At 63.1% G+C, this 21,581-nt stretch carries 17 protein-coding genes, 1 tRNA gene and 1 pseudogene; 9 read left to right on the top strand and 10 right to left on the bottom strand.

Annotation, left to right across the window (positions count from 1 at the left end):
• The first annotated feature begins 88 nt into the window (after positions 1 to 88).
• The 3 genes from rsmI to gshB all read left to right on the top strand — a co-directional run bounded on the left by rsmI (position 89) and on the right by gshB (position 2,499).
• Positions 89 to 1,030 (top strand): 16S rRNA (cytidine(1402)-2'-O)-methyltransferase, encoded by a 942-nt coding sequence (gene rsmI, locus ACTIFE_RS17080; RefSeq protein WP_439530367.1) that lies wholly within the window; start codon positions 89 to 91, stop codon positions 1,028 to 1,030.
• The gene (locus ACTIFE_RS17075; RefSeq protein WP_439530366.1) at positions 1,027 to 1,434 is read left to right on the top strand and encodes a YraN family protein; all 408 of its coding nucleotides are present in this window, start codon (positions 1,027 to 1,029) and stop codon (positions 1,432 to 1,434) included. Before rsmI ends, ACTIFE_RS17075 begins: the two co-directional genes overlap by 4 nt.
• 120 nt (positions 1,435 to 1,554) lie before the next feature.
• Positions 1,555 to 2,499, top strand: a complete 945-nt coding sequence (gene gshB, locus ACTIFE_RS17070) for a glutathione synthase (RefSeq protein ID WP_439530365.1) — start codon at positions 1,555 to 1,557, stop codon at positions 2,497 to 2,499.
• A 74-nt stretch (positions 2,500 to 2,573) separates the two neighbouring features.
• Here the strand turns inward: gshB and ACTIFE_RS17065 are convergent, their stop codons facing one another.
• A complete protein-coding gene (locus ACTIFE_RS17065; protein ID WP_439530364.1) occupies positions 2,574 to 3,395 on the bottom strand; it encodes a cyclase family protein in 822 nt (273 codons plus the stop codon).
• 163 nt (positions 3,396 to 3,558) lie between these two features.
• On the opposite strand from ACTIFE_RS17065, the gene ACTIFE_RS17060 reads away from it, so the two are divergent.
• From ACTIFE_RS17060 to ACTIFE_RS17050, 3 genes are all read left to right on the top strand, one after another.
• The gene (locus ACTIFE_RS17060) at positions 3,559 to 5,085 is read left to right on the top strand and encodes a YifB family Mg chelatase-like AAA ATPase (protein WP_439530363.1); all 1,527 of its coding nucleotides are present in this window, start codon (positions 3,559 to 3,561) and stop codon (positions 5,083 to 5,085) included.
• Positions 5,086 to 5,560: 475 nt separating this feature from the next.
• Positions 5,561 to 7,906, top strand: a complete 2,346-nt coding sequence (locus tag ACTIFE_RS17055; protein WP_439530362.1) for an ATP-binding protein — start codon at positions 5,561 to 5,563, stop codon at positions 7,904 to 7,906.
• Positions 7,907 to 8,501: 595 nt separating this feature from the next.
• Positions 8,502 to 9,428, top strand: a complete 927-nt coding sequence (locus ACTIFE_RS17050; protein WP_439530361.1) for a GNAT family N-acetyltransferase — start codon at positions 8,502 to 8,504, stop codon at positions 9,426 to 9,428.
• Positions 9,429 to 9,984: 556 nt separating this feature from the next.
• Here ACTIFE_RS17050 and ACTIFE_RS17045 read toward each other — a convergent pair.
• From ACTIFE_RS17045 to aroA, 7 genes are all read right to left on the bottom strand, one after another.
• Complete coding sequence (locus ACTIFE_RS17045) at positions 9,985 to 11,190, bottom strand: lytic murein transglycosylase (protein WP_439530360.1); 1,206 nt, start codon at positions 11,188 to 11,190, stop codon at positions 9,985 to 9,987.
• A gap of 102 nt (positions 11,191 to 11,292) precedes the next feature.
• Positions 11,293 to 11,871, bottom strand: a complete 579-nt coding sequence (locus tag ACTIFE_RS17040) for a histidine phosphatase family protein (RefSeq protein ID WP_439530359.1) — start codon at positions 11,869 to 11,871, stop codon at positions 11,293 to 11,295.
• On the bottom strand, positions 11,868 to 12,815 hold the full coding sequence (gene nudC, locus ACTIFE_RS17035; RefSeq protein ID WP_439530358.1) for an NAD(+) diphosphatase: 948 nt from the start codon (positions 12,813 to 12,815) through the stop codon (positions 11,868 to 11,870). The genes ACTIFE_RS17040 and nudC overlap by 4 nt, the downstream gene beginning before the upstream one ends.
• Before the next feature lie 22 nt (positions 12,816 to 12,837).
• Positions 12,838 to 13,248: an HIT domain-containing protein gene (locus tag ACTIFE_RS17030; protein ID WP_439530357.1), complete on the bottom strand. Its 411-nt coding sequence runs from the start codon at positions 13,246 to 13,248 to the stop codon at positions 12,838 to 12,840.
• Between the two features lie 204 nt (positions 13,249 to 13,452).
• Positions 13,453 to 15,150 (bottom strand): 30S ribosomal protein S1, encoded by a 1,698-nt coding sequence (gene rpsA / locus ACTIFE_RS17025; RefSeq protein ID WP_439530356.1) that lies wholly within the window; start codon positions 15,148 to 15,150, stop codon positions 13,453 to 13,455.
• Positions 15,151 to 15,531: 381 nt separating this feature from the next.
• On the bottom strand, positions 15,532 to 16,158 hold the full coding sequence (gene cmk / locus ACTIFE_RS17020; protein ID WP_439530355.1) for a (d)CMP kinase: 627 nt from the start codon (positions 16,156 to 16,158) through the stop codon (positions 15,532 to 15,534).
• The gene (gene aroA / locus ACTIFE_RS17015; RefSeq protein WP_439530354.1) at positions 16,155 to 17,510 is read right to left on the bottom strand and encodes a 3-phosphoshikimate 1-carboxyvinyltransferase; all 1,356 of its coding nucleotides are present in this window, start codon (positions 17,508 to 17,510) and stop codon (positions 16,155 to 16,157) included. Before aroA ends, cmk begins: the two co-directional genes overlap by 4 nt.
• A 239-nt stretch (positions 17,511 to 17,749) precedes the next feature.
• On the opposite strand from aroA, the gene ACTIFE_RS17010 reads away from it, so the two are divergent.
• From ACTIFE_RS17010 to ACTIFE_RS17000, 3 genes are all read left to right on the top strand, one after another.
• Positions 17,750 to 18,133 carry a TIGR02300 family protein gene (locus tag ACTIFE_RS17010; protein WP_439530353.1) on the top strand — a complete coding sequence of 128 codons (384 nt, stop codon included), beginning with the start codon at positions 17,750 to 17,752 and terminating at the stop codon, positions 18,131 to 18,133.
• Between the two features lie 147 nt (positions 18,134 to 18,280).
• Positions 18,281 to 18,356, top strand: a tRNA-Ala gene (locus ACTIFE_RS17005).
• 250 nt (positions 18,357 to 18,606) lie between these two features.
• Positions 18,607 to 18,960, top strand: a complete 354-nt coding sequence (locus ACTIFE_RS17000) for a cupin domain-containing protein (protein WP_439530352.1) — start codon at positions 18,607 to 18,609, stop codon at positions 18,958 to 18,960.
• A 27-nt stretch (positions 18,961 to 18,987) separates the two neighbouring features.
• Here ACTIFE_RS17000 and ACTIFE_RS16995 read toward each other — a convergent pair whose 3' ends face one another.
• Positions 18,988 to 20,679 (bottom strand): Na/Pi cotransporter family protein, encoded by a 1,692-nt coding sequence (locus ACTIFE_RS16995; RefSeq protein WP_439530351.1) that lies wholly within the window; start codon positions 20,677 to 20,679, stop codon positions 18,988 to 18,990.
• Positions 20,680 to 20,978: 299 nt separating this feature from the next.
• Positions 20,979 to 21,581 (bottom strand): annotated as a pseudogene (locus ACTIFE_RS16990) (hypothetical protein); the annotation flags it as partial.

Genomic DNA, 21,581 nt, shown 5'->3' with positions numbered 1-21,581 from the left:
GCTGCTCCTGCAGTCGGTTTGGCCGGCCTTGGCCGGGGACCGCATACGCATCGGCCTGACAGGGCCCGCAACCGGAAAGACCCTGCCCATGGCGGAACTCTTGTCTGAACGCCGCTTTTTCATCGGGGAGCATGCCTTTGCCGCTCCGGCACAGGAAAGCGCGCTCTACATCGTCTCGACGCCGATCGGCAATCTTGGCGATATAACAATTCGCGCCCTGGAGACGCTGGCCAGCGCCCACGTGATTGCCTGCGAAGACACCCGCGTGACATCGACACTCAGCCAGCGCTTTGGCCTGAAGGCACCGCTGCTGCCCTACCATGAGCACAACGCCGAGCGACAGCGTCCGCGTCTGCTGGCAGCTCTTGCCGAAGGACAGGTTGTGGCGCTGGTCTCCGATGCCGGTACACCGCTGGTGTCCGACCCCGGATACCGGCTGGTGCGTGATGTCCTGGCGGCCGGCTTCAAAGTGATCCCGATCCCCGGGGCGTCCGCACCGCTGGCTGCGCTTGTCGCTTCGGGCCTGCCATCGGACACGCTGCTGTTCGCTGGTTTTCTGCCGCAGAAGGCCGGCGCCCGGACGCGTCGTCTGGCCGAACTCGCGATCATCCCGGCGACGCTCGCCTTTTTTGAATCACCACACCGGCTTGCCGCTTCTCTTGCCGCCATGGCGGAGACGCTCGGCGACCGCGAGGCCGTCGTCGCCCGTGAACTGACCAAGCGCTTTGAAACGTTCCAGCGTGGACCCCTGACCGAGCTTTTCGCCTATTACGAGGCCAATCCGCCAAAGGGCGAGATCGTCGTTCTCGTTGGCCCGCCGGCGGAGGTCGTGCCTGAGGTTGGCGAGGCCGATGTCGAGGCGCAGCTTCAGGTTGCTCTGGCCCGGATGTCCGTCGCTGCCGCCGCAAAGGAGGTTGCCAGACAGACAGGCCGTGACAGGGCTGAAGTCTACCACATGGCGCTTGCGCTTAAGGCTGGCGGCGGTGAAAGTGATGCAGACACCGGCCCGGAGCGCTCCGACACGCCATGACCTCCCCGTCCGTCCTGCCTCCCGTTCGCGAGACGCCGCGCAACCGCCGCCGCGCCTATCGGCTGGGGCATGGCGCCGAGAGCCTGGCGGCCTTGATCCTGCGGTTGAAAGGCTGGCGCATCCTGGCCCGGCGGTTTCGCTCCGGCGCCGGTGAGGTGGATCTCGTCGCGCGGCGCGGAGACGTTCTTGCGTTCATCGAGGTCAAGGCGCGCCGCAGCCGTGCCGCTGCCCTGGAAGCCGTCAGTGCAACCGCGCGCGGGCGGATCATTCGCGCCGCCCAGATTTTTCTCGTCCAGCATCCGGATCAGGCTGACACAATACAGCGGTTCGATCTCATGCTGATCGTGCCCTGGCGCTGGCCTGAGCATCTGACCGATGCATTCCGGCCTGATCGTTTGATGTGAAAATTCCGTGATGCATTGCAGCATTGCCATTCTGGACAAGTCGGTCCAAAAATCCCATATCCAGTCCACCCAGACGAGCCGCGTCGGTCCTCGCGCGGCACTTAATCCGGAGAGACGCGCATGTCGCTGAAGGTCGCGGTCCAGATGGACCACATCTCGTCCATCAATATCCTGGGCGACAGCGCCTTTGCGTTGATGCTGGAAGCGCAAGCGCGCGGCCATTCGCTGTATCACTACACACCAGACCGGCTGGCGCTGCGCGGTGACAAGGTCTTTGCCGCGCTGGAGCCTGTCGCCGTGCGCGATGAGAAGGGCAACCACTTCACGCTGGGTGAACCCGTTCGAACGGATCTAGCCGAGGTCGATGTGATCCTGATGCGGCAGGATCCGCCTTTTGACATGGCCTATGTCGCCGCCACACATCTGCTGGAAAAAATCCATCCGCATACCCTTGTGGTGAACAATCCTGCCGAAGTGCGCAACGCGCCGGAAAAGCTGTTCGTCACCGCATTTGCCGATCTCATGCCGCCGACCCTGATCACCCGCGACCGGGCCGAGATCGACGCTTTCCGCGAAGAACATGGCGACATCGTCATGAAACCATTGTTCGGTCATGGCGGCGCAGCGGTCTTCCGCATCACCCAGGACGACCTCAATTATGGTTCGCTCTACGACTTTTTCGCCGTCACCTTCCGAGAGCCCTGGGTGATCCAGCGCTTCCTGCCGAACGTCAAGCATGGCGACAAGCGCATCCTGCTGGTCGATGGCGAGTTCGCCGGAGCGGTCAACCGTGTGCCGGCGCCGGGCGATCTGCGCTCGAACATGGTGCGCGGTGGTTCGCCGGCGGAGTCCGACCTCAGCGACCGGGAGCGCGAAATCTGCGCCCGCATTGGCCCGGCCCTCAAGGCCAAAGGCCTGCTTCTCGTTGGCATTGACGTCATCGACGGTTACTTGACCGAAATCAACGTCACGGCCCCCACCGGCATCCGCGCCGTCAAGCGCCTCGGCGGCCCCGACATCGCCGTCCGCGTCTGGGATGTGATCGAAGCACGGCGGCGCGGATAACTGGTCACACCCCGCAACTCAACGGCGGTGGTCCAGCATCAGGGGCACTGCCGTTCACCGTTGAAACCGTCTGTTCACATCAGCGCCAGCACTCGTGCAGGGCCGCCGGTACCGCTCTTGTGCTTCGGAGCACCGACGATGAGTGTTGCTCCCGTTGCCGGCAATTGCTCCAGATTTGCAATGCATTCGATGCCCCAGCGGTTGCTCGGCAGCCAGGTGTAATGGGTGGCAAAGTCAGGCGAAGCGCCGAAATCCAGCGACAGGGTGTCCACGGCAATGCCGACCACGTTCGCTTCCTCGATCAGCATCGCCGCTGCCTCGACATGGAACCCGGGAAAATGCATCACGCCCTTGTCGTCGGAATTGCGGAATTTCGGGCTGGCAACGTGCTTGTCCCAGCCTGACAGCATGGCAACGCAGGCCCCGTCCGGGATCGCGCCATTGACGGCGATCCAGGCCTTCAGATCGTCGGGCGTTACCTGCGCATCGGCGCTCTCGGCAGCTTTGGCGCGAATATCGACGATGGCGAGCGGGGCGACCAGATTGCTGACCGGGATCTCGGCCACCGACTGGCCATCTGCCGAGAAATGCAGGGGCGCATCCACATGCGTGCCTGTATGCTCGTTCACACGCAACTCATAGAGATTGAACTTGTCTTTCTCATAGTCAAAAAGCTTGTTCGCAAAGAACTGCTGTTCCCCAAAGAATGTTGGAAAGTCTTCGTTCAGCTCATGTGTCAGATCGCTGACCTTTGTCGGCGTCGCGGCCAGTACCGGAATTGCTGAGCTTGTAGCTGTAACGGCGACGGCAACACTGCCTGCGGCCGCCAGCCGGAACATCTCCCGGCGGGATAACATCCGGTCCTTGACCGCGATCATGACGCATGCATCGCACATTGCAACACGCTCCCCTGTGCCCGGTTGTCCCCTAAGCCGTCTCATGCTGCGCTGGTTTTCAGGCGACGGCAAGAGGTCGGCGATGAATTAATGTTCTCTTTACGTTCTTGACTCTCCGAAAAGTTGCCGTATCGTCTTCCTCGACCTTTCGGGGAGTTGGGGTATGGTCAGTCGCGTAACAACTGTCGCGTTCCAGGGTATCGAAGCCGTTCCGGTCGATGTGCAGGTCATGGTCGGACCGGGCATGGTTGCCTTTACCATCGTAGGCCTTCCGGACAAGGCCGTTGGCGAAAGCCGGGAACGGGTTAGGGCGGCGCTTCTGGCTTCCGGCCTGGCGTTGCCCGCCAAGCGGGTCACCGTCAATCTGGCGCCCGCAGATCTGCCGAAAGAGGGATCGCATTATGACTTGCCGATTGCGCTCGGCATTATGGCAGCGATTGGCGCCATTCCCGCTGACATGCTTGCCGATTATGTCGTGCTCGGTGAACTGGGGCTTGATGGTCGGCTGGCGCCCGTAGCCGGCGTGTTGCCGGCGGCAATCGGGGCCAACGGGCTTGGCAAGGGGCTGATCTGTCCGGCAGATTGCGGACCGGAAGCGGCCTGGGCCGACAGCGAGATGAGCATCCTGGCGCCGCGCTCGCTGATCCAGCTGGCCAATCACTTCAAGGGCACGCAGGTCTTGTCGCGACCGGCGCCGAAACTGCGCGGGCCGGCGGGCGATCTGCCTGATCTTGCAGACGTCAAGGGCCAGGAGAGTGCGAAACGAGCGCTGGAGATTGCTGCTGCCGGCGGCCACAATCTTCTGATGGTCGGCCCTCCGGGCGCCGGTAAATCAATGCTGGCAAGCCGCCTGCCGTCGCTGCTGCCACCGCTCAGCCCGCGCGAGTTGCTCGAGGTGTCGATGATCGCCTCCCTGGCCGGGGAACTGGCGGACGGGCGTCTGACTGACCGCAGGCCGTTCCGCGCGCCGCATCATTCCGCATCGATGGCCGCTCTCGTCGGCGGTGGTCTCAGGGCGCGTCCAGGTGAGGTCTCGCTCGCGCACAACGGCGTGCTGTTTCTCGACGAGTTGCCGGAGTTCCAGCCGCAGGTGCTCGACAGTCTGCGTCAGCCCCTTGAAACGGGGGAGACTGTGATTGCCCGGGCAAATCACCGGGTAACCTATCCCTCGCGCATCCAGTTGATCACGGCCATGAATCCCTGCCGCTGCGGCTATGCCGGCGAGCCGGGCCATGTCTGCCGCAGGGGGCCGCGCTGCGCCATCGAGTATCAGGGGCGTGTCTCCGGACCATTTCTGGACCGGATCGACCTGCGTATCGAAGTGCCGGCTGTATCGGCTTCCGACTTGCTCGCGCCGGGGAAGGCGGAAAGTTCGGCCAGCGTCGCCGCCCGGGTTGCCATGGCGCGTGACATCCAGCGCAACCGGTCGCGCGCGCTCGGGCTCGGGGAGTGTCCCAACGCCCGCCTGCCGGCCGGACTGGTGGATGAGATGACTGGCATGGATGCGGCAGGCCGCAGTTTCCTGACCGACGCGGCCAACACACTGGCGTTGAGTGCGCGCGGCTATCACCGGGTGCTGAAGCTGGGGCGGACGCTTGCTGATCTGGATGGTGCGGACACCGTCAGCCGTTTGCATCTCGCAGAAGCCCTGAGTTTGCGCGGCGAGACGGTGCTTCGACAGGCTGCATGACAGTGACGAGTTGCGGCAGCTGCCCGCCGCCCGGCTGCGCAAATCCTGTGGGCGGATCGGCGGGACAATGGTCCAGCCTGTTCTTTGACATGTGAAGACGAGCAATTTTTCCCGGCGACAGGCGTCAAGGCATGCCCCGGCAGCAAACGTGCGGGTGAGCCCTGTCCGAAGCACCCTGCGAAAGGGTTTCCGAAAGGGTTTTGCAGGCACTCTGGCAGCAACGGGAATCAGCCGATGTCGCCGTTGCGGCGATGTCGATGGGGAAAGCGATATGACGGGCCAGAGCGACAGGACCAGAGCACAATCGCAGGCAAAGTCTGAAAACCTGGAGCAAAAGGTCGCTGGAAGACCAGGTTCTGGCATCAATCCGGATGAAGCCTGTCACCCTGGCTCCGGCGGATCGCCGGGGCAAGACCAATGCGGGGACATGGATCTGCAGCGGGAAACTGCGCCTTCGGCGCACGTGGACACAGACATGCCGCAGGAGACGTGCCTGGAAGCGGAGCAGCCGGGAACCCTGGCCAAACCGGGTATCGACCCCGATGGCAAGACGGAGGGACGGGCAAGAGTTATGTCCCGTATTGCAGCAATTGCCCCCGGTCTTGGTGTTGCCCTGGCACCGCTTTGCGCACTTTTACTTGTCAGCGGAGGTGTTTTCGAGCGATTGGCAGCTGTGGTGCTTGCGTTTCTTGGCGGCGCTCTTGCGATGTACCTGTTGGCCCGGGACGACAGTGAACGGCAGGCACAAGCAAAAAATGCGGTGGAAGCAGATCGGCAGGACCTGCGTCAGCGTCTGGAGGCGGTCGAAGACCAGGCTTGGGAACTGCGGGAGGCGGCTGAGCGGCAGGCCAGTATCCTCCAGGCGCTCGGCGATGTTGTCATCCGGCGCAATATGACCGGTACGGTTCTCTATGTCAGTCCTGCCGCGCAGGCACTGTTCCGGGCCGAGGCCATGCCGCAGCCTGGTCAGCCCTTGCATTTGCCTTTGGCCGTAGCAAAGGACACCGCTGGCACCCCGGCTGGAGACGTCGCATTCGGCGATATCATGCTCGAAACCCGATACGGTCCCCGGTGGTTTTCCCGTCTTGACGTCACCGTGCGTGATGGATCCCGTGATGCGCCCCTGATCCAGACGCTGTTGCGGGATGTTACCGATCGGCGGCTGATGGAAGAAGAACTTCTTGCGGCTCGCAATTCCGCCGAAACGGCAAGTGAAGCCAAATCCCGGTTTCTGGCGACGGTCAGTCATGAAATCCGCACGCCTTTGAACGGCATTCTCGGCATGGCGGCGCTGTTGCGCGACACAAGGCTCAGCCCCGAGCAGGCCGCCTATACGGATGCGCTCAAGACCTCCGGCGAAACGCTGCTCCTGCTGATCGATGAACTGCTGGACTTCTCCCGTGCCGAGGCAGGACGCCTTGCAATCCATCCGGAGCCTTGTGCCCTGGAGCCCCTGTGCGAGCAGGTTGTGGAATTGCTTGCCCCGAGAGCCCAGGCCAAGGGACTGGAAATCGCGCTGACGATTGCCCCGAGCGTGCCGGATGAGGTCACGGTGGATGCGAGCCGATTGCGCCAGATCCTGTACAATCTGACCGGGAACGGCGTCAAATTCACGGAACGCGGCGGGGTTTGCATCGATATTGCTGCTGCCGAAAGCGTCTCCGGTGGCGGCGAGTTGGTTCTTACTGTTGCGGATACGGGAATTGGCTTCGCGCCCGAAGATACAGCCCGCATGTTTGGTGAGTTCGAGCAAGTCGACCATGGCCCCTCCCGGCGGTACGGGGGCACAGGGCTCGGACTGGCCATCGTGCAGAGGCTGGTCACACTCATGGCGGGTAGCATTGCCGCTGAGGGCGAAGAGGGCAACGGGGCAACCTTCGTTGTGCGCCTTCCAATTCCGGAGGTCCCGGTTCAAGGGCGAACCTGGCCGGAGATCCGGGGCAGGCAAATCGTTATAGTATCCGCAGGTCAAGTCGAAGCGGCTGCTCTGTCGCGGCATCTCACGGCCTACGAGGCTTCTGTCAGCCGGGTCCTGCCCGGGGATCCGGTACTGATGGAAAGGCTGGCAGTTGCCGATCTTGTGCTGCTCGACTATGGCTCCGTCAGCGATGGTGCCGGCTGGCTTGCCGGAGCTCGCGCTGCAGGATGCCAGGCGCCGGCCATCGTCCTGATCACGCCGACGGAGCGCGAACGTGTCGACCGCCTGCGCAGCGCCGGCTTTGCCGCCTATCTGATCCGGCCAGTCCGCTGCCAGACCCTTGTGCGCACTTTGACCGCGTTGCTCGGCCCGAACGACGGCGCGGGAGAGGCGAAAGACAGCTGTATGGCTGAGGACAATCAAGCGACAAACTGGGACTTGGCTGAAGCGATCGGCACGGGCCGAACCGGGAATGCTTCCTTTCCGCCGGTATCCAGCGCGGACCGGCAGTTGGCTCCTCTCCGCCCGCTGCGCCTCCTCCTTGCAGAAGACAATGATATCAACCGGTTGCTGGGCGAAGCTCTGTTGCGCAAGCTTGGACATGAAACGGAACTGGCCACCAACGGCCATGAAGCGGTCGCGGCGGCCAATCGCGGCAGTTTTGATGCCATCTTGATGGATCTGCACATGCCTGGTCTCGATGGTTTTGGCGCAATCGCTGCCATTCGGGCAAGGGAAGCCGAGAGTGGCGCATCCCCGGTGCCCATCCTGGTTGTCACGGCTGATGTGATGCCGGCTGCCCGCGAACGGGCCAGGGAACTCGGGGTGGCCGGCTATCTCACCAAGCCGCTGAACCAAACGGCTGTGGCCGAGGAACTCGGTCGGCTCGGTTCGTCTGGCTGAGTCGCTGTCCCCCTCATTTGCTTCCCTGTTTGATTGATCGCCACCGCGCTGTTCCATAACGTAAGGAGCACGCTGTTGCCTGGTGCGCAGCGTCGCTTTTCCCCAGAGCAGCAAATGCCGGATCGCTGCTGCCGGCCCGTTCCCAGTCTTTCCGGCAGGCCAGACCTTGAACTCGTCCGGTTCCGGGGCGAAAGAGATGCGGTAACCAGTCTGTCATGTTACTGTTGAGAAACTGTGGTCCAGTTGATGGCTAGGGTCGTGACAGGATGTCACGACATATGCGTGACCTTTCGGGCTGAAACCGCTTCCCCGTGATCGGGCTGAAATCGCGGCAAGAGGATTGGACTGAAGGCTACGGCAAGGCCATCTTGGTGGATGCAATCAACTGAGGTGGACGGTTCGCGTTCTTTCGTCCGGGGGGGGCGGCACGCTGCAGGCGGACTTGTCCGCGTCACAGAAAAGCGCTGCCAGGGTGGCGGCGTGGATATAACAAAGCCCTGCCATTCCGACAGGATGCAAGCCGGGCGCCGGTGGAAACGACCGAAGCAAGCAAGGGGACCGAACACACATGGTGCGGTCGGGCATTTTTTCTCCGATGAAACTCGTCGAGAAGTTCACACCATTGCGCCGGGATCCCGGCGCAGCTGGGCGCTGGTTTCCGGGGCTATCCCGCCCCTTGAAGTCGAGCCTGGCGCTCCTTCCGGAGCGTGCGACGCTCGGGCGGATCGGCTCACTTGAAGTTCGGATCGCGCGCAGTGCCAAGGAAGTCAAGGCAGCGCAACGGTTGCGCTACAATGTCTTCTATGAAGAAATGTCGGCAATCGCGGATGCGCAGACCCTCGCCTCCAAGCGGGACTTCGATCCCTTCGATGCGATTTGCGATCACATGCTGGTCATTGATCATGCCTGCCTGAAGCGCAACAAACTTGGCCGATTGCAGCCGCAAATCGTCGGCACGTACCGCCTGCTTCGCCAGGATGTCGCAAATCGGCACGGCGGATTTTACACCTCGGGCGAATATGACATCCAGCCACTGATTGACGCCAACCCAGGGCTCAACTTCCTGGAACTTGGCCGCTCCTGCGTCTTGAAGCCTTATCGTAATAAACGCACCGTCGAGCTTCTGTGGCACGGCATCTGGTCGTATGTTTTGCAGAACAGGATCGACGTGATGATCGGTTGCGCCTCGATCGAGGGCACGGAGCCAGACCAGATCGCAGGCCAGCTGTCGTTCCTGCATCATCATGCAAGAGCTCCGGAAAGCTGGCGGGTGAGGGCGCTGCCAGAGCGATATGTCGAGATGAACCGGCTTGCGAAGGAAGATCTCAGCGAGAAGGCCGCGTTGCGCGACTTGCCGCCGTTGATCAAGGGCTATTTGCGATTGGGAGCCTATATTGGCGACGGGGCGGTCATCGATCATCAGTTTGGCACCACCGATGTCCTGATCGTGATGCCGGTTTCAGCCCTCAATGCCCGCTATGTGAACTACTACGGGGCCGACGCCAGCCGCCACGCCAGCTGAACGTCGCGGGCTCGGTCGGAAGGCCAGCCCCGGCGACGGTCAACCCCTGTCTTGTATCGGGGATTGTTTGAAGATCCGGCCAGGCAGCTTCTGACACACCGCTGTCACCCCAAGGGTTTGCCTTGGCTTTCACGCTTGTGCGGCCTGCTTGTCCCAGGGTCGTTGCGGCAAGTCTGCTGCGGGGGAGGGCAGAACTGCGCTTGGGGCTTTCTTGGCCGCTTATCCGGCATCTGGCGCGCGGCTGGATACGAACGGAGGGTGCGGTCCACCCTCTCGAACACTCGAAGTCTCTCTTGAGAATGGCCCGATCCCGCGAGGCTGGGAAGAGATGGCAATGAGGGGTTACTGACGCTTGATCCGTCGCGCCTCCCGGTTCTGACCGACCCTGTTCGTGCGCGTCTCGACGGCGAAATGCCCCCGTTGTCGGCCGAAGCCGGCGCTCCGCCAGACGGTTCGGGCGAACGCGAACTGCCCCCCTCCAGGTCATGGCTTGGCTGCCCGCCATAGGATGCCGCGGGTGGTGATGCGGCCGGTGGTGCAGGGATAAGCAGGCGGCTCATTCGATCCAGCAGGTGGCTGGCCGACCGGCTTTTTCCTGGATCATGCCGAGCGACCGCCGTGTCTTGAAGCCGATCAGGCCATCCGGCTTGCCAACGTCATATCCAGCCTTCTGCATATTCAGCTGCATGTCCCGCACCTTGCCGCGCGACATGTGCGGGCTTTCCTGCCAGGCTGTGATGAACCCCGCATCTGAGCTGTAGCGGTCCGCCAGATGTCCGACAAACAAGGCATAGACGTCACTCTCGTTATAGGCCTTGAGAACGTAGAAATTCTCGGTGGCAAGAAAAGCTGGGCCGAGCCGTCCGGCGGGCATTAGAATATTGGCCTCGCGGCGCAGTTCTGCATCCGGAAAGGCCTTGCCACTGGCCCGTTTCACGCCTGCCTTGACGAAGCTGGCGATTGGCTCGCGCTGGTCCGGGCCCTCGCGACTGCAAGATACACTTGGTGGGAGGACCACCTCATAGCCCCAGTCGCGCCCGGCAACCCAGCCTTTCTGCTGCAGGTAATTGGCGATCGACGCCAGTGTGTCGGGCACGGAGCGCCAGATGTCGCGGCGGCCATCCCCGTCGAAGTCAACGGCATAGGCGAGGAAGGACGAGGGTAGGAACTGAGGTTGCCCCATCGCTCCGCCCCAGGAGCTTTTCAGCTCGGACCGGGTAATGTGGCCATCGGCGAGTATCTTTAGGGCAGCAACGGTCTCGCCGAGAAAGAACGCGCGCCTTTCGCCCATGAAGGCGCGGGTCGCAACTGTCTGTAAGCCGTCATGCGGGATCTTGGCCGCGCCATAGCCGCTTTCGCGAGCCCAGATCGCCAGCAGGATCCGACGTGGCACGCCATATCGTGCCTCGATCGCCTTTAAGGTATCGGCATGTTTCTGCGCCAGGGCGCGGCCGGGGCCGGCCAGCGCGCGGAATTGACTGTCCTTGAAATAGCCGGCCGGCGCGCGGAACTCCGCCTGGAAATTGACCTGCGCTGGCGCTTCCGGCTTGTCCGGGCGGCCCAAGCCTGGCAAGTCCGTGTTGGGCTTCAGGCCAGCCAGTTCCCGCTGGAGGACTGTATCCGGCACGCCGGCCGCGCGGGCGACTGGGATCACCTTCTGCGTCAGGAAGGCAGCAAACTCGGACTCATAGGCAGAATGCGCCGGCATGGCGCAAACCAGAAAGGCGAGGAAGCTCAGGACACGGGTCGGCAAGCTGGGCATGGGCAATCCGGTTTGAACAGACAAGGTCATGGTCGCCCGAACCAGATGATTAGGCCAGAGCCTGGACCCGTCTTGGATGAAATAACAGGCGGCAGACCCGGATCAAAGTGCCGACCAGCCCAGCGAAAGCGCTGCCCGTCGATCAAGATCGGCAGGATCGAAGACGTACCAGTTGCCACCTGAGGACTGATCATGCAGCCGTGCGATCGGCACGCCAAGCAGATGGCATTTCAGCAGCGTCCCGACACCGCCATGACCGCTGAACAGGACGGGCTCGCCAGGCGGAAGCTGTGCAAGGGTGCTGCGGACGGCAGTGACGATGCGCGTTTGCGCGTCGACCGCCCGTTCCCAGCCGCGAATGCTCTGCTCCGGTGCAGCAAAGAAAGCGTTGGCAACCTCCTGAAACTCCGGTGGCGGCAAGAAGCCCGTTGCGGATCGATCATTCTCATGGGTTGCCTCGACGATACCAACCTTGAGACCGAAAGCTGCGGCGAAGAGTTCGGCTGTTTCGATGGCCTTGCGCTCGCCGCTGGAGATGACATGACGAATGCCGGAGGCCCAGTCGAGCAGAGGCGCGCGCTTTGCCCGCTCGCGGCCGACATCCGACAGGCCCCAGTCCGGTACGGGCACGGCTGGATCGATCTGTACTTCTGGATGGGTGAGATACACGCAGTATGTCACGATGCTGTTTCCTGTAGCCAACCGAGGATCAGGTGATGGGCAATGGAAATGCCCGGCGGAATGCGGTGTCCTTCGGGATGCGTCCCGGCCAACATGGTCTCCACCTCGGCCCGGCTGTACCAGCGGCAGGCTTCCAGTTCGTCCTGTGCGATTTCGATGTCCGTTGTCAGCGCTTCGCCCGTGCAGCCAAGCATGAGGTTGGCCGGAAAAGGCCACGGCTGGTTCAAAACCAGCCGGACGTTGTCGACACACACACGAGATTCCTCGTATGTCTCACGCCTGACCGCATCCTCAATGGTTTCACCCGGTTCCATGAACCCGGCCAGCGTGGTGTAGACGCCTTCAGCCAGCCGCGGCGGACGGCCCAGCAGGACGAGGTCACCATGGGTGATGAGCATGATCACCACAGGATCCGTGCGCGGAAAATGCGGGGTCTGGCACGCGGGGCAGTCGCGGCGGTAGCCGGCCTCGGCCATTGCGGTTTTTTCGCCGCAGCGTGAGCAGAACTGGTGGCTGAGATGCCAATGCGTCAAGGCGCGGGCCTGAGCGAGGGCACCGATATCGGCTTCGGGCAGGTCACGGCGCAGCGCCAGGCTGCGCAGGTCGATGACCTCAAGTTCATTGCGGATCTCGAGTTCTTCATCGGAAAGCGTTGCGGTGCAGGCAAACAACGGAGCGCCTGAGGGTTCAAGCCCGAGAAACGCTGTTTCTGCCGCGCTCTGGCCAAGAGCTGCGGCTTCCACCTGCGTGTGGCGCATGCTGGCCTGATCACGGCGCAGCACCAGCTTGCCGGCGGTGGCTACAACGAACCGGGCATCGTCCTGTTGCATCAGGCGGGCAAGCCACTCGGAGTCGCCCCGCCGTTCGGCGCAGCGGTCGAGCGGGTTGACGATGAAGCTCATGCCGCCCGGCTGGGTTGCCAGGGCATAGGCATCCAGTGCCATAGGTTTCTCCCTCAAGAAATGGTCAGGCAGGCAGCAAGGGGCGCAGTCTTTCGGTCAGTGCCGTCAGTTCAGCAGGCTCGTAGGTTCGGGCGGGTGCTGCGCCCCAGACCGGGTTCGGCCAGGCGGCATCACTGCGGAACCGGGCGATCACATGTACATGCAACTGGGACACCACGTTGCCAAGTGCGCCGATGTTGATCTTGTCGCAAGCCGTGACAGCCTTGAGTGCATCGGCACACGCGGCAATTTCATCCATCAGTTGCAATCGGTCCGGTTGTGTCAGATCGGTAATCTCGACGAGATCCGCCTGGCGGGGGATCAGCATCAGCCAGGGGTAATTGGCATCTTTCATCAGCCGGACGGCGCAGAGAGGGAGGTCCGCCACGGGCAGGCTGTCGCCTTCGAGGCGGGGATTGAGATCAAAGCGGATCATGTCGGGTCCGAAGCGGTGAGTGTGCCCGGACACTACACCTGCAAATGCAGGTTGGCGAGCGAGCCTGCCTTCACAATCGGCAACGGAATGTCTCCGACTGTAGCGCCAGGCCTTGTGGAAGTTCGATGGAGGATCAAAAAGAAAAACGGCCCGGGCGATTGCCCGGGCCGTTTCATGTTCAAGACTTGAGACCTTGCGAGAGGATTAGTCCTCGTCGCGAGCCTTCAGAGCTGCGCTCAGGATGTCGCCCAGCGAAGCGCCCGAGTCGGACGAACCGTACTGTGCGACTGCTTCCTTCTCTTCGGCGATTTCCAGCGCCTTGATCGAGACAGAGACGCGACGGGTCTTCTTGTCGAACTGGGTGATGCGTGCGTCGATCTTCTCGCCAACCGAGAAGCGCTCCGGACGCTGTTCAGCGCGGTCACGGGACAGGTCGGCGCGGCGGATGAAGGAGGTCAGGTCGCTGTCTGCGAGCTTAACTTCCAGGCCGCCTTCCTTCACCTCGATGACTTCGCAGGTGACGATGGCGTTCTTGCGGACTTCACCGGCAGCGGCGGACTCGAACGGATCACCGCCGAGCTGCTTGATACCGAGCGAAATACGCTCCTTCTCCACGTCGACGTCGAGCACCACGGCCTTGACCATGTCGCCCTTCTTGTACTCTTCGATGACCTGCTCGCCCGGACGGTTCCAGTCGAGGTCGGACAGGTGCACCATGCCGTCCACGTCGCCGTCGAGGCCGATGAACAGGCCGAACTCGGTCTTGTTCTTGACTTCGCCTTCGACTTCCGTGTTGACCGGGAAGCGCTCTGCGAAAGCATCCCACGGGTTCTGCAGGGTCTGCTTGAGGCCCAGCGAGATGCGGCGCTTGACCGGATCGACTTCCAGGACCATGACGTCGACTTCCTGCGAGGTCGAAACGATCTTGCCCGGATGGACGTTCTTCTTGGTCCAGGACATTTCGGACACGTGGATCAGGCCTTCGATGCCCGGCTCCAGCTCGACGAACGCGCCGTAATCGGTGATGTTGGTCACGCGGCCCGAGAACTTGGCGTCGATCGGGTACTTGGCTTCGATGCCATCCCACGGATCGGTCTCAAGCTGCTTCATGCCGAGGCTGATACGATGGGTGTCCTGGTTGACGCGGATGATCTGGACGCGGACGGTCTGGCCGATGGACAGCACTTCCGACGGATGGTTGATACGGCGCCACGCAATGTCGGTGACGTGCAGCAGGCCATCGATGCCGCCGAGGTCGACGAACGCACCATAGTCGGTGATGTTCTTGACGACGCCTTCCACGGTCTGGCCTTCCTCGAGGCTCTGGACCAGTTCCGAACGCTGTTCGGCGCGGGTTTCTTCCAGAACGACGCGGCGCGAGACCACGATGTTGCCGCGGCGCTTGTCCATCTTGAGGATCTGGAACGGCTGCGGGGTGTGCATCAGCGGGGTAACGTCGCGCACCGGACGGATATCGACCTGCGAACGCGGCAGGAAGGCCACGGCGCCGTCGAGATCGACGGTGAAGCCGCCCTTGACCTGGTTGAAGATCTGGCCGGTAACCTTGTCGCCCTTTTCGAAGGAGACTTCGAGACGGACCCAGCTCTCTTCGCGGCGAGCCTTCTCGCGCGACAGGACAGCTTCACCCAAGGCGTTCTCGACGCGCTCCAGGTAGACCTCGACCTCGTCGCCGACCTTCAGTTCGCTATCACGGCCCTTGACGCCGAATTCCTTCAGCGGCACGCGGCCTTCCACCTTGAGGCCGACGTCGATGACGGCAAGGTCCTTCTCGATGGCAACGATGAGGCCCTTGACGACAGACCCTTCATAGAGGTCGTTGGTCGCAAAGGACTCGTTCAGAAGGGCCGCAAAATCCGCGGTGGAGGGGTTCAGTTGGCTCATATAATCTCCTGGTGCCATTTCTGGCGGGCGCCGGCGGGTTTGTGTTGTGGTCCGGATCCTTCACCTCCCGGGAGCCGTTTTCTGGCTCCAGCCATCCAGCCTGCAATGCGCAGAGGGAATGGGCCGGCGGGCGGAAGCCGGAGGATCCGGGTCTTCCAGTAAAAGACGTGCGGTCGGGCTCGTCTTGAAAATCGCTTGTTCCCACTCTGCAAGACTGGCCTGCAGGTTGGCGGCGTCCCGAGGCGATCAGGCCGAAACGCCCGGGGGCGTAGGGCTGGCCAATCGCGGAGCCGGATGCTGGTCTTTAAACCACATCGCCCCGCCACCCGGATCTCTACCGGTCTGGCGGGCCGTCAAGACGGCATTGGTCGCGATGCTCGCTCAGGAAGCCCGGTTGGCTGTCACGATATCCACAGCCGCCCGGAACGCCGTCTCTATATCCATTTCGGTCGTATCAAGCAAGTGCGCGTCTGCGGCCTGTTTCAACGGAGCGACGGCTCGGGTCTGGTCGCGCTCGTCACGCCGCTTCAGGTCCTCAAGGACAGACACAAAATCGGCTTCCTTGCCCTGGGACAGGATCTCGGCTGTCCGGCGCCTTGCCCGTGCTTCCGGAGCTGCCGTGATGTAGAGCTTCACATCCGCGTCCGGGCAGACAACGGTCCCGATGTCTCGACCATCGAGAACAGCCCCGGGAGGAACCATGGCAAACGCTCGCTGCAGGCGTACCAGTTCCTCACGCAAACCTGGCAGCACAGCCATGCGGGATGCCGCCTCACCGATCTCATGGGCTGACAGCACACTGCGGTCCATGTGGCCAAGGTCAAGCCGGTGGGCAATGTCGACGGCAATGGCTTCGTCGCCAAGCGGCAAGCCATTGGCCAGCAGCGCAGCGGCGACGGCGCGGTAGGTCAGGCCTGTATCCAGATGGCGCAGGCCGAAATGGCTTGCCAACCGCCGGGCCAGGGTTCCCTTGCCGGACGCTGCCGGGCCATCGATGGCGATGATCATGCGCTGACGTCCTCGAGTTCCGTGATGTCGGCGCCAAGCCCGGTGAACAGGCTGGTGAAGGTCGGGAAGCTTGTGGCGATCACGGCGCCATCGTCCACGGTCACGGCCGTGTCGCTGGCCATGCCCAGCACCAGGAAGCTCATGGCAATTCGGTGATCGAGATGGGTTGCAACCGTGCCTCCGCCCTTGCGGTTTGCGCCGCCTGTAACAGTCAGCTCTGTCTCTCCCTCTCGGCAGGGAATGCCGTTGGCCTCCAGTCCACGCGCCACAGCCGCGAGACGATCAGACTCCTTGACGCGCAGTTCGTCGAGGCCCGGCATGTAGGTGTCGCCTTCGGCAAAGGCGGCCGCAATGGCCAGCACCGGATACTCGTCGATCATCGACGGAGCGCGGCTGGCCGGAACCGCAACGCCTTTGAGCTTGCTGTAAATCACACGAATGTCGCCGACGCGCTCGCCGCCTGCCATGCGCTCGTTCTCGATGGTGATGTCGCCGCCCATCTCGATCAGCGTGGTGATGAGCCCGGTGCGGTGCTCGTTGAGGAGCACGTTCTCGACCGTGATGTCCGAGCCCGGCGTGATCAGCGCGGCGACAATCGGGAAGGCGGCGGAGGATGGATCACCCGGCACATCGATGGCCTGGGCCTTCAGGTCCGGCTGGCCTTTCAGGCGGATGATGCGCGCGCCTGCGTCATCGATGGTGACGGAAATGTCGGCGCCGAACCCGGCCATCATCTTTTCCGTGTGGTCGCGCGTGGCGATTGGCTCGATGACGGTGGTCTCGCCCGGCGCATTGAGGCCGGCCAGCAGCACTGCCGACTTCACCTGGGCCGAAGGCATCGGCACCCGGTAGGTGATCGGCACCGGCACTTCAGCACCACGGATCGACAGCGGCAGCCGGTCGCCGACCCGGGCGACGACCTGCGTGCCCATCAGGCGCAGCGGATCCAGCACCCGGCCCATCGGCCGACGCGACAGCGAGGCGTCCCCGACAAAGGTCGCAGCAATCGGATGCGTGCCGAAGATCCCCATAGTGAGGCGAACGCCGGTGCCGGCATTGCCGAAATCGATGACGTGATCCGGCTCCATCAGGTTGCCCAGGCCGACGCCGTCGATCAGCCAGATGCCGTCAGTTGTCTTCTCGATGCGCGCACCGGCCGCGCGCATCGCACCGGCCGTGTTGAGGACATCCTCGCCTTCGAGCAGGCCAGTCACGGTGGTGCGGCCAAGCGCCAGGGCACCGAACATCAGGGAGCGGTGCGAGACGGATTTGTCACCGGGTACACGGATGCGTCCGCGCAGGGCAGAACCGGCACGGGACCGCAAGGGACGGGGTGACGAATGGTGCGACATGGGTGCTTCCGGAAGCTGGTAGGTCAAAAAAGGTTGTCACTCCTATCACGGGGGCACCGGTCCGTCATCAAACAGCAGGCGGGAAGCTCGAATTTTTGCTTGTACGCCGACTGAGAATGCTTCAGAGAACGTGACCGATCATTTAGCCTTTGACAGATGGGCGCGACGGCGTTACGGGCCGCGCCACTCCCACGAGGGCATTCTGGACACCCCTCAAGCTCGAACAAAGGGTAAGCACGGTGGCAAAACCTGAACTCGGTACAAAGCGTCTGTGCCCTGGCTGCGGCGCCAAATATTACGACCTGAATCGCACCCCGATCACCTGCCCGAAGTGCGGCACCCTGTTTGACATCGTGTCAAGCACCCGTGCCGCCAAAGCCGCCCGCGTCGTGGTGCAGGAAGAGGACGAGGACGACGAGGTCGATCTGGCGGCCCCTGAGCTGGTCACGCTGGAGGAAGCCGACGCCGAGGTCGAGGGCGATGTCGTGCCGGATCTCGAAGAAGACGAGGAAGCCGATATCGGTGACGATGCGGTGGATGACGTCTTCATCGATGTCGAGGACGAAGAGGACGAGGACGTGCCTGGCATCGTGCTGGAAATCGACGACGATACAGACCGTTAAGCGGTTAGCCGGTCCTGGTTTAAGGGGGTCGGGATTGTCCACAGGGCTGTGCGGAAAAAACTTCCAACAAGCTCTTGATCAATCTGCAGACCCCCTCTATAAGCCAGCTCCACAAGACGCCGGTACCCAAGCCGGTGCGCGAGACACGGGGCCATAGCTCAGTTGGGAGAGCGCTTGAATGGCATTCAAGAGGTCGTCGGTTCGATTCCGATTGGCTCCACCACTTCAAAGGCAGGTTCGGCAACGAACCTGCCTTTTGGTTTTTCAGGTCTTTGCTGGTCGTGCCCTGGTCCCTGCGCGTGTCGGCCCCTTAGGTCTGGCGCGGCCTCGGATGCCCGTGTAGCGTTCCCCGAACTTTGTGAATGCAGTGCAGTGGCGCCCGGCACGTTCGCCCTGATCACCTCTCGGGAGCACGTTTGAACCTTTGGGCCCTGCAGTGCATATCAATCGACCGACCTGTTCAGGACAATCCCATGCAGCACTTCCTTCCCTTCGACCTTGCCTCGACCACGCCTGAAACGGACGCTCCGGCGCCCGGGAAGATCGTGTCGGGCTCGCCGCAGTTCACCACGTGGCTGGTCGAGACGCGGGACGGTGACCGCCAGTTTACCGGCGTCTGGCAATCCACTCCGGGGGCGTGGCGCGTGTCTTATGACGAGTGGGAATTCTGCTCGATCCTCAGCGGCCACTCGCGCCTGACCGACGCCAGCGGCACGGTCCGGGACCTCAGGGCGGGCGACAGCTTCATTATCGAGCCCGGATTCTCAGGGATCTGGGAGGTCGTCGAGACGACGCGCAAGCTGTTCGTCATCCGACTGCCGGATTGACCCTCCCCTTGCGGGGCTGCACGCGCCTCAGGCAAGGCGCAGCACCTCTCCCGCCTCCTGGCCGGATTCCGCCAGCCGGCTCTTCAGCATCAGCCCCTGCTCCTCAAGGATCGGGTGTGCCACGGTCACCAGCAGGGAATTGATCTCCTTGAACGCCCGCACGACCTCCAGATGCATGTTCGAGGTGGCGATGCTGTCGGCGTTGCCGGTCTGAAGCCGCTGCAGGTGGCGGGCGTGGCTGTCGCGCTCGAGCTGGCGCATGGCTTCCTTTTCCCGCATCAGCTGCTGCGCCGATTGAGTGTCGCCCGAGATCAGCACATTCATCGCCATCTGCAGGTTGGCCAGAACCCGGGCATGCAGCCGCAACATCTCTGCCCAGCCTTCTTCGGAGAAACTCAGGCGCAGGCGGTTCTTTTCATCAGCCAGCGGCAGCAGGGTCTTGGCGATGATGTCACCGATATGTTCCATGTTGATGGCAACATCGGTGAGTTCCAGTCCGCGCCGGGCGTCCTCTTCGCTGAGCTTGCCCCGCGTCATCTCGGCAATGAACAGTTTGATGTCGCGGTGGCGGCGGTTGACTTCGGTGTCCAGCTCGCGCACTGCGCCGATACGCTCGCCATCCGCCCCGGCCATCAGATCCATCACAGGGCGGAACATCTGTTCAACGGTCTCCCCCATCAGCAGCAACTCGCGCTTGACGGAGGCCAGGGCGAGGCCAGGCAGGGCCAGCGTCGATCGGTCAAGGGCGCTTTGCGGCCGCTGGCTGGCCAGGACCTCGGGCACGGGCTTTTCTTTAAGCATCCGCTCCGCCAGGAGATGTACAGGACGCACCAATGGCAGTGCCAGCACCGCCAGCACGCCGTTGAAGGCAAGATGCGCGTTGACGAGTTGCATGGCCGCGCCCGTTCCCAGCCAGTCCGGGTTCACCGGGACGAGGGCAAGCAGGATCAGCGCGGACAGTGCAGCGACGGCGCGCACCATGAGATTGCCGAGCGGGATGCTGCGCGCTGCCGGCACCATGTCACGGGTCAGCCAGACGGCGATGAAGCCGGCTCCGAGATTGGCTCCCAGCACCATCGGCAGCGCGGCATCGGGCGGCAGCACGCCTGCCCCGGCCAGGGTCGCCAGCAGCAGGATCATCGCGACCGAGGAATGCAGCCCGAAGGTCAGGAGGGCAATGAGCGCGAAAGCGGTCAGGGCATCGCCCTGCAGATAGCCAATCACCGCCGGCAATGCCTGGCTTGTCCTCAGCGGCGCTGTGGCCTCACCGATCATCTGCAGCGACAGGAGCACGAAGCCGATGCCAAGCACGATACGCCCGATCTGGCGCGGCTGCCGGCCTTCGAACTTCAGGAACAGCACGCAGCCAACAAGGATCAGCACCGGGATGAGGGCAGACAGATCCATCGACAGGATCCGAACGACGAGTGCCGACCCGACATCGGCACCAATCAGCGCGGCAAGCCCTGCCGCGCCGCCCAGCAGACCTGTCGCGGCAAAGCCGGCGGCCAGCAGGCCAACAGCGGTTGAACTCTGCAGCAGCACCGCCAGCACCGCCCCGGCCAGCGCCATGCCGGCCACGCCGCCCTGGGCCTTGCGCAGTCCATCGCGCAGGGCCGCGCCATAGGCCCGCTCCATGCCGGTGCGCACCATGCGCACGGCCCAGAGAAGCAGCATGACCGCAGCGGCCAGATGCAGCAGAAGCAGGAGTGGGTGCATGGTCGCCCTCCGGTGCGCGTCCGGTCCTCCGGACGTCATCAATCCGTCATAGTGTGTTGGACGACTACGCCAGGAATGCGACCGAGTTAAGCGCTTCGCTCGAAAATGTCGTGTTCTGACAGATGCATGTCGCTCATAGTAAAGTTAAGCCGGCAAATGAAAAGATCGAACGTTCATTTGGCCCCTCGCCTTTTGGCACGAAAAACCCCGGCGCGCGTGAAGGGTCGCGGCCGGGGGAGTGGGGTGCGTTCGGTTCTGGGTTCGGTTCAGGGTTCGGTCCGGGTTCGGTCTGGCGGGCTTCAGCGCAAGATGCGTTTGCCGGTTGCCTTGTCGAAGGCGTGGAGGCGGTCGGCGGGGGCGGTGAAGGCGAGGACTTCGCCGGGCTGGTGGCGGGCAGCGGCGGGGACGCGGATGACCACATGCGCGGCCGCGCTGTTTGCCACTGCGCCGTTTGCGCCTGCAGCTGCGCCATTTGCCGCGCGCTCCCCGCCGATGCTGGCATAGAGATAGCTCTCGGCGCCGACGGGTTCGAGCACGGTGGTGGTGACGGTGAGGCTGAGGTCGCCGGGACCGGCGGGCCGTTCGCTTGCCGGCACGAAGTGCTCGGGACGCACGCCCAGCGTATAGCCAGCTCCATTGGCAAGGTCAGGCCCGGTAAGGCCGGAGCCGCCTGCTGCCGTTTCGCTGTCGAGGGTTGCGCGGCCGTCACGCAGGCTGACCGGGATCAGGTTCATGGCCGGCGAGCCGATGAAGGAGGCAACGAAGGTGGAGGCGGGCTGTTCATAGACCGAGATCGGATCGCCGATCTGCTCGATGGCGCCGCCATTGAGCACGACGAGCCGGTCGGCGAGCGTCATGGCCTCGAGCTGGTCATGGGTGACATAGACCGAGGTGGTGCCGAG

Source organism: Pannonibacter sp. (assembly GCF_051860505.1).
Taxonomy (GTDB): Bacteria; Pseudomonadota; Alphaproteobacteria; order Rhizobiales; family Stappiaceae; genus Pannonibacter.
The sequence above is the reverse complement of the archived record's forward strand: the minus strand, read 5'-3'. Positions and strand labels throughout refer to the sequence as shown.

Excerpts from the sequence above, each read along its gene's own strand:
- nudC (WP_439530358.1), bottom strand. The coding sequence starts at position 12,815 with ATGGCACTGGATGCCTATGCCCTGGCAACCCAGCCGGGCGGCATGAGC.
- rsmI (WP_439530367.1), top strand. The coding sequence starts at position 89 with ATGGCGGAACTCTTGTCTGAACGCCGCTTTTTCATCGGGGAGCATGCC.
- ACTIFE_RS17050 (WP_439530361.1), top strand. The coding sequence starts at position 8,502 with ATGAAACTCGTCGAGAAGTTCACACCATTGCGCCGGGATCCCGGCGCA.
- ACTIFE_RS17065 (WP_439530364.1), bottom strand. The coding sequence starts at position 3,395 with ATGTGCGATGCATGCGTCATGATCGCGGTCAAGGACCGGATGTTATCC.
- ACTIFE_RS17000 (WP_439530352.1), top strand. The coding sequence starts at position 18,607 with ATGCAGCACTTCCTTCCCTTCGACCTTGCCTCGACCACGCCTGAAACG.
- ACTIFE_RS17060 (WP_439530363.1), top strand. The coding sequence starts at position 3,559 with ATGGTCAGTCGCGTAACAACTGTCGCGTTCCAGGGTATCGAAGCCGTT.
- ACTIFE_RS17030 (WP_439530357.1), bottom strand. The coding sequence starts at position 13,248 with ATGATCCGCTTTGATCTCAATCCCCGCCTCGAAGGCGACAGCCTGCCC.
- aroA (WP_439530354.1), bottom strand. The coding sequence starts at position 17,510 with ATGTCGCACCATTCGTCACCCCGTCCCTTGCGGTCCCGTGCCGGTTCT.
- ACTIFE_RS17045 (WP_439530360.1), bottom strand. The coding sequence starts at position 11,190 with ATGCCCAGCTTGCCGACCCGTGTCCTGAGCTTCCTCGCCTTTCTGGTT.
- ACTIFE_RS17075 (WP_439530366.1), top strand. The coding sequence starts at position 1,027 with ATGACCTCCCCGTCCGTCCTGCCTCCCGTTCGCGAGACGCCGCGCAAC.
- ACTIFE_RS17055 (WP_439530362.1), top strand. The coding sequence starts at position 5,561 with ATGCCGCAGGAGACGTGCCTGGAAGCGGAGCAGCCGGGAACCCTGGCC.
- gshB (WP_439530365.1), top strand. The coding sequence starts at position 1,555 with ATGTCGCTGAAGGTCGCGGTCCAGATGGACCACATCTCGTCCATCAAT.
- ACTIFE_RS16995 (WP_439530351.1), bottom strand. The coding sequence starts at position 20,679 with ATGCACCCACTCCTGCTTCTGCTGCATCTGGCCGCTGCGGTCATGCTG.
- cmk (WP_439530355.1), bottom strand. The coding sequence starts at position 16,158 with ATGATCATCGCCATCGATGGCCCGGCAGCGTCCGGCAAGGGAACCCTG.
- rpsA (WP_439530356.1), bottom strand. The coding sequence starts at position 15,150 with ATGAGCCAACTGAACCCCTCCACCGCGGATTTTGCGGCCCTTCTGAAC.